This window comes from Micromonospora orduensis, from assembly GCF_006228125.1.
Classification (GTDB): domain Bacteria; phylum Actinomycetota; class Actinomycetes; order Mycobacteriales; family Micromonosporaceae; genus Micromonospora; species Micromonospora orduensis.
On the sequence record NZ_VDFY01000278.1, the window covers coordinates 1 to 12215 of the forward strand.

Here is a 12215-nt window from a genome sequence, read left to right on the forward strand (position 1 = left end):
CATGCCCTCCGACCGCCGCAGCCGCCGGATCTCCGCCCAGTCCTCCACGCTCAGCACCTCCCGATGCTTCAGGAGGTGGTCCCGATTCAGCCGGAACCACGTGGTCAGTTTTCAGGCGGAGCCGACATGGGGATGTGCTGGAGGCCCCCGGTGAGGCGACTACTTCTCGCCCTCTTCTCGGACGTAGCCCACCAGACCGAACAGCCACCCCGCGAGTTCGAACGGGTCATGTGTAGCTTTTCGAGTTCGCTCCATGCAGCGGGATACGCCGTTCGCAACACAGCGCACATCACGATGGCGGTCGTGGTGATGGAGGCAGCCGTCATGAACGCATCGACGGACTTGGTGGACGGCAGCGAGGCCCGCAAGGAGAAGAGCAACCAGGAGACGTGCCAGCCCGCGGCTTCCTCGTCACACACAGCCCCCGCTGATTCAGCGGAAACGTCCTCACTACCGGCTTCAAGGAGTGCCTCGACCTCGTCCTCAACCGATCGCCACAGTTCGGCGTAACCGGGGACTCCCGCGACTTCGTCGCCAAGTCGTCAAGGGAGATCTGCCCAGAGGTGCTGCTGATCCGTTCCAGGGCGGCTGCACTGGACTCGGCTGAAAGCAGGAACAAATCTTTCGACAGTTGACCCGCTGCGTCAGCCGTCAACTTGGCCAGTTGGGGCAACAGCGGACCGACGATGGTAGACGCCTGCCGGGAAAGCACCTCGCGGATCGGCGCCATCGTGTCGAGCGGCTGCCGTGCGGACATCTCCCGAATCGGCGCCATCATGTCGGCTCCCGGACGCGTCCGCTTCGGCGCGCCATTCGTCGCAGCTTCATGCTCGGTCACCCGCGCCGTCTCCTCCGGGTTGAAAGATCCCATGCTGAGCTCCAAGCCTACGGAGTAGTTACGACAAGACCCGGCAGCCGACATGAGCCTACGGCGACTCCGACTTCCAACCCGGGCACCTCGGAGCGGTGATCTTCGTCCTTCCAAGCTGACGCTCGACGTTCAAGATCAGGGCGTCCCCAGGGCGTCGGGGCGCCTCCAGGGCATCGAACGCGGACCAACGATGACCACCAACACCCATAGGTAGCCGGATATACAACCAGTTCGCAGCCTTGATCTAGGCTGCGAACTGGTGGGCGACGGACGAGTCGACCTGTACGCCGGATTCTGTGCGCGGCGCGTACCCCAAAGGGGTTTGCGCCGGCGGCGGCCATCCATCTCGGCCTGCCGTTGCCGACAGGCTCTAGCGGCCTACCCGCAGACATCGGGCGGGCAGCCCTCAAGCGTCTGCGCCGGGTCGTCATCTTGCGGTGACGGCCCTTGCTTGGCCTTGCTCCGGGTGGGGTTTACCGAGCCACCCCGGTCACCCGGGGTGCTGGTGGGCTCTTACCCCACCGTTTCACCCTTACCGTCCCCGTTGGGGTCGGCGGTCTGTTTTCTGTGGCACTGTCCCGCGGGTCGCCCCGGGTTGCCGTTAACAACCACCCTGCCCTGTGGAGTCCGGACGTTCCTCGGCGGCGGGTCGAAACCCGCCGACGCGACCGCCCGGTCGACTCGTCCGTCGCGCTCTCATCCTAACGACGAGCGTGCCACCGGTATTGCCACCCCGCCCGAACAAGATCGCGCAGCTCATGGGTGGTCCGGCGGATTCGTCCCCCGAGGCGGCGGCCGGCTAGCCTCGTGGGGCTATGGATCTCTCCCACGCCGCGCTGCTGCTCGCCGCTGGTCTCGCCGCTGGCACGATCAACGCGGTGGCCGGTGGCGGTTCGCTGATCACCTTTCCGGCGATGATCGCGGCTGGTCTGCCGCCGGTGCCGGCGAACGTGAGCAACTCCGTCGCCGTGTTCCCCGGGTACGTGGCCAGCGTGGCGGGCAGCCGGACGGACCTGCCGCGCCCTCGGGCTCTGGCCACGCTGGTGCCCACCACAATCGTCGGCACGATCCTCGGGGCGCTGCTGCTGTTGGCGACTCCGGCCCGCGCGTTCGAGCTGGTCGTACCGTTTCTGGTGCTCGGCGCGACGGCGGTGCTGGCCTTCCAGGATCCGCTGCGCCGGCTGGTCGGGCATCCCCGGGATCTGTCGCCCCGGCAGCGGACGGTCGCGGTGCAGACGATGGTCGGGCTCGGCGCGGTGTACGGCGGGTACTTCGGCGCGGCGCTCGGGGTGATGCTTGTCGCCGGGCTGGCCCTGGTGCTGGACGCGACCCTGGCGCGGGTCAGCGCGATCAAGAATCTGCTCTCCGCGCTTGTGGGGTTGACCACGCTCGTGGTGTTCGCCCTGTTCGGCCCGCTGAACTGGGCGGCCGTCGCGGTGGTCGCGCCGGCCACGCTGATCGGGGGGTACGCGGGCGCCCGGCTGGTCCGTCGGCTGCCGCCGGTGGTGCTCAAGACCATGATCGTGGTGTTCGGCACGACGATCGGGCTGTACCTGCTCTGGCGCGCCCTCACCTGACCCGCCGCACGCCAAGATCCGCGCAACTTCCGGGATACTGCTGCCTCAGCGCGCGTCGGGGCAGCAGTATCAGTGAAGGTGCGCGGATCTTGAAGCGGGAGCCGGGGATCAGTACGTCTCGCCGACAGGCTCGTGTTCGGTGTCGGCGGCGGCGCGGTTCCAGCGGGACCAGAGGACCCGCTCGCCGTAGCCGGCGGCAATCACGTGCGCGAAGGCCAGGTAGACCAGCACGCCGACGGCGAGCACCCCGAAGCCGACCCAGAACGGCAGGGACAGGGACTGCTCGGCGAGCTTGCCGGAGATGATCGGCGCCGGCGCGGCGGCACCCCAGCGGACCAGGTTGAACGCGCCGGTGGCGAGCCTGCGGTCGCTGGACCCGAGGCCGAGCGCCAGGTCGGTGAGGTTGGCGTTGGCGAGCCCCATGCAGAGACCGGCGAGCACGAGCACGACGAGCGCCTCGGCGGTGCTGGTGGAGGTGGCGAAGAGGACCATGCAGACCAGCAGGCCGGCGATCGCCACGCCGACGGTCTGCACGGCGCCGATCCGGTGGGCCAGGCGGTGTCCGATCACCAGGATGCCGGCGGCCAGGCCGAGCCCCCACCCGGTGAACGCCAACCCCAGCGGGATGACGTCGAGGCCGAGGAAGAGGGGCGTGTAGCCGAGCACCACGAAGAACACGAAGTTGTACGCGGCGGTGACCGCGCAGAGCGCGATGAACGCCGGGCGGCGGTAGGTGGCGAAGATCTGCCCGACGCGTACGGGGGCCTGCCGGTTGGTGGGCTCGCGGAGCTTGCTGGCGGCCACGCCGAGGGCGAGGACCATGAACACGCCGCAGACGAAGAACGGCAGCCGCCAGCTGATCTCGCCGAGCAGGCCGCCGATGAGCGGGCCGACGGCGAAGCCGAGTCCGAGGGCGGTCTCGAAGAGGCCGACCACCCATTCCCGGTCGACGGCCAGGTTGACGAGCACCACCATGGCGGTGGCGAAGAACATCGCGTTGCCCAGGCCCCAGACGCCGCGCAGCACCGACAGTTGGACGATGTTGTCGCTGAACGAGGCGAGGATCGCGGCGAGGCCTACCACGGAGACGCCGGTGACCAGCACCGGCTTGAAGCCGAACCGGCCGCTGGCGAGCGTCGCCGGGATCATGCCGAGGGCCATGACCGCGATGTACGCGGTGAACAGCAGCTCGACCTGCCAGGCGGTGACCCCGATCGCGTCGCCGATGGCGGGCAGGATCGGGTCGACGACGGCGATGCCGGCGATGGCGAGGAAGGCCACCAGTGTGGTGGCGTAGATGGCACTGCGGTTCGGTTCGGAACGCCGATCCACTCCGACTCCCCAATTAGCTGTATGATACAGACACTTACCCTGTATCATACAGCTATGAGCGATGACGACGACGAGACCACCCTCGGTCGGATCGAGACCGAGGTGGCCCTGCTGATGCGCTTCGGCGAGGCCACCCGGCGGGCCACCGGCACCGCCGAGCACCGGGTGCTCGACCGCGCGGCGTACGTCATCCTGCGCCACCTGGCCGACGCCGGTCCGCAGAACGTCTCCGCGCTCGCCACCCGGCTCAACCTGGACGGCTCGACGGTGACCCGGCAGGTCTCCGCCCTGCAACGCGACGGCCTCATCGTCCGCGCCCCCGACCCCACGGACGGCCGCGGCACGGTCATCTCCCCCACCCCGGCCGGCCTGCAACGGATGGCCGCCGTGCAGGCCGCCCGCACCCGGCTCTACGGCGACATGCTGGCCGACTGGAGCGGCGAGGACCGGGCAGCCCTGGCCGCCCTGCTGGGCCGCCTCAACCAGGCCCTGGTCTCCCGTAACCGCCGCCGCTGAACAGGGACGCCCGGGCACCGACAACCTCGGTGCCCGGGCGCGTACCCGAGGTCAGGCGACCGGCTCGCGGGCCGATTCGGCGTCGCGATCGGTGCCCGGGGTGACGCGGGGATCGCCCTCGTCGGCGAAGTAGTCGTCCGGCTCGGTGCCGTCGACCCCCTCGGCCACCTTCGCGGCCCGCAGCGCCAGGGTGACCAGCGCCGCGACGGCCAGGTTCACCAGCACCGCCACGATGCCGACGTAGATCGTCCTGGTGGTGTCGAAGCCGAACTCCGACAGCGGGAACGCCGACCCACCGAAGTGCTTCTTCGTCGGGCTGGCCACCTGGTAGAGCATCCACATGCCCAGCCCCATGCCGACCGCCCAGCCGACGATCAGCCCGGTGCGGTGGAACCAGCGGGTGTAGAGGCCCAGCGCCACCGCCGGCAGCGTCTGCAGGATGATCACGCCACCGATCAGCTGGAGGTCGATGGAGAACTGCGGGTCGAGGAAGACGATGCAGGCCACCGCGCCGACCTTCACCACCAGCGAGGTGATCTTCGAGACGTTGGCCTCCTGCGCCGGGGAGGCGTCCCGCTTCAGGTACTCCTTGTAGATGTTGCGGGTGAACAGGTTCGCCGCCGCGATCGACATGATCGCCGCCGGCACCAGCGCGCCGATGCCGATCGCCGCGTACGCCACACCGGCGAACCAGTCCGGGAACTGCTGGTCGAACAGCAGCGGGACGATCGTGTTGTTGTCCACCGAGCCGGCCGAGTTGCCGGGCAGCGGCTTGACCCCGGCCGCGATGGCCATGTAGCCGAGCAGCGCGATCAGCCCGAGCAGCAGGCTGTACGCGGGCAGCGCCGACATGTTCCGCTTGATCACGTCGCGGTTCCGGCTGGCCAGCACACCGGTGATGCTGTGCGGGTAGAGGAAGAGCGCCAACGCCGAACCGAGCGCCAGCGTCACGTACTGGAGCTGGTTGTTGCCGTTGAGCAGGATGCCGTCGTTCGGGTTGGGTGACGCGTCGAACTTCGCGTCCGCGGCGGCGAAGATGTCCCCCCAGCCGCCCAGCTTGTACGGCAGGTAGACCACCGCCACCAGGATGACGATGTAGATCAGGCTGTCCTTGACGAACGCGATAAGCGCCGGCGCGCGCAGCCCCGACTGGTAGGTGTACGCGGCCAGGATCGCGAACGCGATGATGATCGGCAGGTGCCGGGCCAGCGCGTTGTCGCCGGTGACGCCCATCGTCTTGAGCACCGCCTCGATGCCGACCAACTGCAACGCGATGTACGGCATGGTGGCGACGATTCCGGTGATCGCGATCAGCAGCGCCAGCACCGGCGAGTCGAACCGGTTGCGGACGAAGTCCGCAGGCGTGACGAACCCGTGCCGGTGCGACACCGACCAGAGCCGGACCAGCACCAGGAAGACCAGCGGGTAGATGACGATTGTGTACGGCACGGCGAAGAACCCGGCCGCGCCCGCGCCGAACATCAGCGCCGGCACCGCCACGAAGGTGTACGCGGTGTAGAGGTCACCGCCGACCAGGAACCAGGTGATCCAGCCGCCGAAGCTGCGCCCGCCCAGCCCCCACTCGTCCAGGTGCGCCATGTCCTTGGGTGCCCGCCAGCGGGCGGCCACGAAGCCCATCGCGCTCACCAGCAGGAAGAGGAACGAAAAGACGATGATCTCGGTGAGATGGTCGCGCCACATCAGCGGCCTCCCCGCTTCTTCGTCATCTGGTAGACCAACGTGGTGGTGCCGACGCCGAGCAGGATGAAGGCCAGTTGCAGCCAGTAGAAGCGCGGGAAGCCGAACACCCGGGGCGAGTCGCCATTGAAGAACGCCGGGATCAGCGGCACCACGATGGGGATGAAGAGCAACCAGTTCCAGGGGCTGTGGTCCTTCGCCCTGGCCGGCGCCGTGGTGGGCGCCTCCGGTTCCGGTGCAGCCATCTGACACACCTCCGGGGAGTCGAGGCTCTCGATGTAACGGCCGGAGGCTACGACTCTGTGACCGTCGTCACGTGAATCACTCGGGAGGTGCTGCGCCGAACGGCCGGCCGGCTGCGCCGAACGGCGCGACCGACCGGCCGGGCGATTGGGAGGTGGGCGGGCTCAGCCGGCCGGGAGGTGGGCGGTGTCGTTGACGGTGCGTACCGCGATGCCACCGTCGGGCCACATGTCGAGCACGGAGATGCCTGCCGCGTCCAGGAAGAGCCGGTGCAGGAAGCCGTCGCCGGCCGCGAGGGCGTCGCGCAGCACCAGCTTGATCGGCGACACGTGCGAGACGACCACCACGGTCTCCCCGGGGTACGACGTGACGAGCCCGGCGACCACGCGGTGCGCGCGTTCGGCGACGTGGGTGAACGACTCACCCCCGGGCGGGGCGATCCGAGGAGAGGCGAGCCAGGCGTCCATCTCCCCCGACCACCGCTCGCGTACCTCGGCGAAGGTGCGCCCCTCCCACTCACCGAAGTCGCACTCGATCAGGTCATCCTCCGTACGCACCGGCACGTCGCCGAGCGCGCCGGCGATCGCCGCGGCGGTGGCCGTACACCGGGACAGCGGTGAGCTGAGCACGGCCGCGACGGACGGGGCCAGCGCGGCCACCCGGGCGCCGGTCGCCGCGGCCTGGGCCCGGCCGCGCTCGGAGAGCGGCACGTCGCCGCGGCCGGAGTACCGCCGCTGCTCGGTGTACTCGGTCTCGCCGTGCCGGACCAGGATCAGCCGGGTGGCCGTGAAGCTCGGTCGCGGTTCCCAGGACGCCGGCACGGTGGCCGGGTCGCTGCCCGTCGAGGCACCGCCGGCCGGGGCGGTGGCGGAGGCCCGGGTCGACGCGGGTCGGCCGGCGGCGGCGTCCATGGCGGCGTTCGCGAGCGCGTCGGCGTGCCGGTTCTGCTCGCGGGGAATCCACGCGAACCGCACCGCCGTGAACCGGCCCACCAGCCCGGCCGCCTGGGCGGCGAGCGGACGCAGGCCGGGGTGCTTGATCTGCCACCGGCCGCACATCTGCTCGACCACCAGCTTGGAGTCCATCCGGACGTCCACCTCGGCGGCACCCAGCTCGGCGGCGGCCGTCAACCCGGCGATCAGGCCCTGGTACTCGGCCACGTTGTTGGTGGCCGTGCCGAGCGACTCGGAGCGCTCGGCCAGCACCTCGCCGGTCTCCGGGTCGCGCACCACCGCGCCGTAGCCGGCCGGCCCAGGATTGCCCCGGGACCCGCCGTCGGCCTCCACCACGACCACGCGCGGCGCCACGACCTACAGACCCGACTCGTTGGTGCGGACCATGATCCGTCGGCAGTCCTCGCAGCGGACCACGTCGTCGGGGGCGGCCTTGCGGATCCGGGCCAGGTCGGCGCCGGACAGCTCCAACCGGCAGCCGCCGCAGCGTCCCGCGGTGAGCAGCGCGGCGCCCAGCCCGGTGTCCTCGCGGATCTTGTCGTAGAGGGCGACCAGATCGGCCGGGAGGTCGGCGGCGAGCGGCTGACGGGCGCCCCGCTTGAACTCCTCCTCCTTGGCGATCTCGGCCAGCGCGTCGTCGCGGCGCTGCTCGGTGGCGGCCCGCTTGTCCCGGGTGTCGGCCAGTCGCTGCTCCACGCCGTCCAGTACGCCCTGGGCGGTTTCCCGCTGCTCCATCAGCTCCAGCTCGGCGTCCTCCAGGTCGCCCTGGCGCCGGTTCAGCGAGACCAGCTCGTGCTGGAGCGCCTCCAGCTCCCGGGCCGGCCCGGTGCCGGCGGCGAGCCGGTTCTGGTCCTTCTCCTTGCGGGCACGGACCTGCTCGACGTCCTTCTCCAGCCGGGCGATGTCCCGGTCCAGGTCGTCGACCGCCACCTGGGCGCGGACCCGGTCGTCCTCCAGCGACGACAGCTCCCGGGCCAGCGCCTCCAGCTCGGCCCGCTCCGGCAGCGAACGCCGGCGGTGGGCGAGCTGGGCGAGGTTGGTGTCGATCGCCTGGAGGTCGAGCAGGCGGCGCTGCACCTGAGGGTCAGCCTTCACGGTCGGGCTCCTTGTCGTCCACAACGGGTGCGGCGGCGTGCACGGTCCACGGGTCGGTGTCCAGGTCGGACACCAGCGTCTCGACGTCCAGCGCTTCCCGCAGGAGAGCGGCCAGGTCGTCCAGCCACGGTCGTTCGGTCGCCCAGTGGGCGGCGTCGATCAGGGCGGGACCATCGGCGGCGAGGTGCTCGCCGGCCGGATGGTGCCGCAGGTCGGCGGTGAGGAACGCGTCCACCCCGGCGGCGGTCGCGGCGCCGAGGAAGCTGTCCCCCGACCCGCCGCTGACGGCGAGGGTACGAACCATACGCCCGGGATCCCCCGCAGCGCGAACTCCCCAGGACGTGACGGGGAGCACGGCGGCGGCGTGCCGGGTCAGCTCGGCGAGGGTCATCGGGCGGGGCAGCTCACCGATCCGGCCGAACCCCCGGTCGTCGCCGGCCGCGGGCGAGCCGGGCGCGGGCCGCAGCAGCGGACGCGACCCGGTCAGGCCGAACCGGGCGGCGAGGGCGTCGGAGACCCCCGGGGACGCCACGTCGGCGTTGGTGTGCGCCACGTGCAGCGCCACCCCGGCGCGGATCAGCTGGTGGACGATGCGCCCCTTGAACGTCGTCGGCGCCACCGAGGAGACCCCGCGCAGCAGCAGCGGGTGGTGCGCGACGATCATGTCGGCGCCGGCGGCCAGGGCCTCGGCGACCGTCTCGGGCACCACGTCGACCACGCAGAGCACCCGGCGGACCGGGGCGGCCGGCTCGCCGAGCACCAGGCCCACGCGGTCCCAGTCCTCCGCCCAGGCGGGCGGGTAGCGCCGTTCCAGCTCGGCCACCACGTCGGCCACCGTGGGGGTGGTTCCGATTGTGCTCACGGCGGGCCAGCTTACCGGCGTACGGGCCTGCGGGCGGCGACGCCCGGCCCGGCCGCGCCGGGTGGGCGACGCGCGGGGCACGCCGCCGGGGCGGTCAGGCGACGCGGCAGGAGACGCTGCGCAGCGCGGTCAACGGCAACTGCCAGGGGAACCCGTGCAGGTGCTGCTCGCCCGTCCCCGGCGGGTGCAGGGCGACGATGTGGTCACCGAAGAGCACCGTGACGCCCCAGTCGGCCAGCCGGGCCACGCCGGCCCGGAACGCCGGATGGGCGGCCATCGCGGCGTTGGTGTACGGCACCGCGACGATGGGGAGCCCCTTGCCCTGCGCCTCGACCAGCAACCCGAGGGCGAGCGTGTCGGCGATCCCGGCCGCCCACTTGTTGACCGTGTTGACGGTGGCCGGGCAGACGATCATGGCGTCGGCGGGCGGCAGGACGTCCGGGTCTCCGGGATTCTTGTAGTGCGTCCGCACCGGGTGGCCGGTCTGCCGGACCAGGGCGGCCTGGTCGACGAACTTGGCCCCGTCCGGTGTGACGACCACACAGACGTCCCAGCCGTCCTGCTGAGCCAGGTCGACCAGGTGCCCGACCTTGCTGGCCAGCGGCGAACCGCAGGCGATGACGTAGAGCACCTCGCGGTGCCCGCTGGTGTGCGGTGAACCGGCCATCAAACCGGCTCCGCGCTCATACCCCTACTCCCATGTGCTCAGCCAACTCCGCAATCGGAGAAGGCGGCGCACCACGTGTGCGACGCAGGATGTCCGACATCACCTCGTGCGCGATCGGCCGGCAGCGGATCTCCGACGCGGCGAGCCGGTCACCGCGAAGCAGCGCCTCGCCCGCGTTCGCCACGTCGCCGATCTGGGCGTACCCGCGGGCGATGTCGAGCAGGTGGTGTGCGCGGCGTTCGGGGAGCAACGCGTTGAAGGCGGGCTCCGGGATGCGCAGCTGGTGCACCTCCACCGCCCGGCCCCCGTCGCCCAGCTCCACCGCGGCGGCGGCCCGGTGCAGCTCCACGTTCGTCGGGCCGAACGAGGTCCAGTAGTGGTTGTGGTCGCCGCCGAGCCGGGCGGCGGCCTCCGCGGCGCCGTTGATCAGGTCGTCGACGCTCGCCGAGTCACCGATGCGCGAGGCCGCCATCGCGCCCTGGAGCAGCAGCATCCCGTAGACGGAGAGCTGCGCCGGGGACACCATGCCGCTGCCGGTGGGCGCCAGCCGGTTGGCGATCTGGACGTTCAGCTCCAGCGCCGGGCGGGCCCGACCCATCGCGACGAGCGCGTTGCAGACCCGGGTGGTGGCGATGCCGGCCAGCAGCGGATCGTCGGCCCGCTGGGCCACCGCCATCGACCGGTCGGCGGCCAGCCAGGCCAGCTCGCACTCGCCGAGCTTGCGCAGCACCGACGACGCGATCTGGTAGACCTGCCCGAGCAGGTGGGCCGCCTCCGCGGCGTGTTCACCGCCGTACGCGGCGTCGGCCGCCTGGGCGTCGCGCAGCAGCTTGGGCAGCGCCCGGGTGAGCATCCCGTAGCGGCCGTACTGGTAGGTGAGCCAGGCGTGGTTGACGGCCTTGCGCATGTCGTCCAGCGGCGGCGGGTACGGCGCCGCGTCGAAGTAGGCGCTCATCGAGTCGTAGCGTTCCAGCGCCGCCCGGATCTCCTGCACCTCGACCTGGTCGATGCAGTTCAGCGCGTCGGCGCGGCGCTCCGGATCCTTGCCCAGGAGCAGTTGGACGTCCATCTGGAGGATGTCGGCGATCTCGTAGAGGACGGAGAACTTGTCCAGCCGGCGGACGCCCCGCTCGACCTTGTCCACCCAGCTCTTCGACTTGCCCAGCCGGTCGGCGAAGACCTGCTGCGACATCTTGCGCCGGCCCCGCCAGTACGCCACTCGCCGCCCTATGGGTAGCTCGTCCATCTCCCCATCCCTCCCCTGCCGCCGCCGGCCCGGGGGGCCGGCGGCGATGTCCGCGGGTGCGGCGATCCGTCGTACGTCTTCAGGTTTTCGCTGGTCGCACAGAGTGTGCGTCAGCCGTACAGCCAGTCCTCGTACTTTTCGTGCAAGTTGCATGAGCCGTTTCGTCAACCTCAACGATCGTGGGTTACGGCAGTGACGGTGCTCGAACTGCGACCTGGCGATCGCCGGGCCCGACGAGGGGAGATGGCACACATGTGGGGGAACGTCGGACCGCGCGTCGCCGAACTGTCGCCGTTGGAACGCGTCCGGCTGCGCCGGGTCGCCATCCGGTACGCGGCACACGGGTGGGAGGTCACGCCCGGCGCCTGTCTGGCCCGCAGCCGCTTCGTGTGCGGCCGGGCCGGCTGTCCCACAGTGGGTTGCCACCCGGCCCTGGAGAACTGGGAGCTGGCCGCCAGCGCCGACCCGGCCCGGGTGGCGACCTGGTGGCGTAACCGCCCCCACGGCGTGCTGCTGCCCACCGGTCGCGCCTTCGACGTGCTGGAGGTGCCCGCCGACCTCGGCCGGCAGGTGCTCGACGCGGTGCAGATCCATCCGGCCGGCACCGGCGTCCGCGGCCCGGTGCTGGTCACCCCCACCGGGCGGTGGATGTTCCTGGTCCGCCCCGGCGATCCGCTGCGGCCGGAGCTGGAGCACTGCTTCCACGTGGTCCGGCACGGACCGGGCTCGTGGATTCCCGCGCCGCCCACCCGGCTGCCCGAGGGGACGGTCCGCTGGGCGGTCGCCCCGGAGCAGGCCCGCTGGCAGCTTCCGGACTCGTACCTGGTGCAGAACACGCTGATCGAGGCGTTGCGGGCCAAAGGCGTGACGCTCGCACCCGACCTGTTCCCCGGTCACCTGCCGCTGCCCCGGCGCGGCATGTGACGCCACCGGGGCCACCGATCGATCCGGTGGCCGACAGCGTCGCCGGGGCGCCGGTCCTCGTTGACAGGGGGACGGCGCGAACGAGCGCCACGAACGGGGGAACGATGTCCACGGACGACAGAGCGTCTCATCCCGGCGGCACCGAGCCGCCCCGGCGCAGCCACCCACGACACCGCTGGGCCGGCACCCGGCCGTCCGGCTCGCGCCCCGGCCGCCCACGCCCCACCGGCT

Annotated in this window: 11 protein-coding genes and 1 other RNA gene; 3 read left to right on the forward strand and 9 right to left on the reverse strand. The window is 71.2% G+C overall.

The features are described 5' to 3' along the window. Positions 1-1138 precede the first annotated feature (1138 nt). Positions 1139-1555, reverse strand: an RNA gene (gene rnpB / locus FHG89_RS29935) — RNase P RNA component class A. 131 nt (positions 1556-1686) lie between these two features. Here rnpB and FHG89_RS29940 point away from each other — a divergent pair. Continuing rightward, a complete protein-coding gene (locus tag FHG89_RS29940) occupies positions 1687-2448 on the forward strand; it encodes a sulfite exporter TauE/SafE family protein (RefSeq protein ID WP_139587739.1) in 762 nt (253 codons plus the stop codon). 108 nt (positions 2449-2556) lie between these two features. Here FHG89_RS29940 and FHG89_RS29945 read toward each other — a convergent pair whose 3' ends face one another. Continuing rightward, entirely contained in the window at positions 2557-3780 is a 1224-nt protein-coding gene (locus tag FHG89_RS29945) for an MFS transporter (protein WP_139587740.1), read from the reverse strand. Between the two features lie 54 nt (positions 3781-3834). On the opposite strand from FHG89_RS29945, the gene FHG89_RS29950 reads away from it, so the two are divergent. Next, positions 3835-4296 (forward strand): MarR family winged helix-turn-helix transcriptional regulator, encoded by a 462-nt coding sequence (locus FHG89_RS29950; protein ID WP_139587741.1) that lies wholly within the window; start codon positions 3835-3837, stop codon positions 4294-4296. Between the two features lie 51 nt (positions 4297-4347). Here FHG89_RS29950 and mctP read toward each other — a convergent pair whose 3' ends face one another. The 7 genes from mctP to FHG89_RS29985 all read right to left on the reverse strand — a co-directional run bounded on the left by mctP (position 4348) and on the right by FHG89_RS29985 (position 11060). Then, positions 4348-5997 carry a monocarboxylate uptake permease MctP gene (gene mctP / locus FHG89_RS29955; RefSeq protein ID WP_139587742.1) on the reverse strand — a complete coding sequence of 550 codons (1650 nt, stop codon included), beginning with the start codon at positions 5995-5997 and terminating at the stop codon, positions 4348-4350. Then, the gene (locus tag FHG89_RS29960; protein ID WP_139587743.1) at positions 5997-6239 is read right to left on the reverse strand and encodes a DUF3311 domain-containing protein; all 243 of its coding nucleotides are present in this window, start codon (positions 6237-6239) and stop codon (positions 5997-5999) included. Before FHG89_RS29960 ends, mctP begins: the two co-directional genes overlap by 1 nt. Positions 6240-6401: 162 nt before the next feature. Further along, positions 6402-7544, reverse strand: a complete 1143-nt coding sequence (locus FHG89_RS29965; protein ID WP_139587744.1) for a bifunctional RNase H/acid phosphatase — start codon at positions 7542-7544, stop codon at positions 6402-6404. A 3-nt stretch (positions 7545-7547) separates the two neighbouring features. After that, entirely contained in the window at positions 7548-8285 is a 738-nt protein-coding gene (locus tag FHG89_RS29970) for a zinc ribbon domain-containing protein (RefSeq protein WP_139587745.1), read from the reverse strand. Further along, positions 8275-9147 carry a Nif3-like dinuclear metal center hexameric protein gene (locus FHG89_RS29975; RefSeq protein ID WP_139587746.1) on the reverse strand — a complete coding sequence of 291 codons (873 nt, stop codon included), beginning with the start codon at positions 9145-9147 and terminating at the stop codon, positions 8275-8277. The genes FHG89_RS29970 and FHG89_RS29975 overlap by 11 nt, the downstream gene beginning before the upstream one ends. A 94-nt stretch (positions 9148-9241) precedes the next feature. Continuing rightward, positions 9242-9814: a flavoprotein gene (locus FHG89_RS29980; protein WP_139587747.1), complete on the reverse strand. Its 573-nt coding sequence runs from the start codon at positions 9812-9814 to the stop codon at positions 9242-9244. Positions 9815-9830: 16 nt separating this feature from the next. After that, complete coding sequence (locus tag FHG89_RS29985) at positions 9831-11060, reverse strand: helix-turn-helix domain-containing protein (protein WP_139587748.1); 1230 nt, start codon at positions 11058-11060, stop codon at positions 9831-9833. A gap of 252 nt (positions 11061-11312) precedes the next feature. Here FHG89_RS29985 and FHG89_RS29990 point away from each other — a divergent pair, with 252 nt between their 5' ends. After that, positions 11313-11984: a bifunctional DNA primase/polymerase gene (locus FHG89_RS29990; RefSeq protein WP_139587749.1), complete on the forward strand. Its 672-nt coding sequence runs from the start codon at positions 11313-11315 to the stop codon at positions 11982-11984. Positions 11985-12215: the final 231 nt, after the last annotated feature.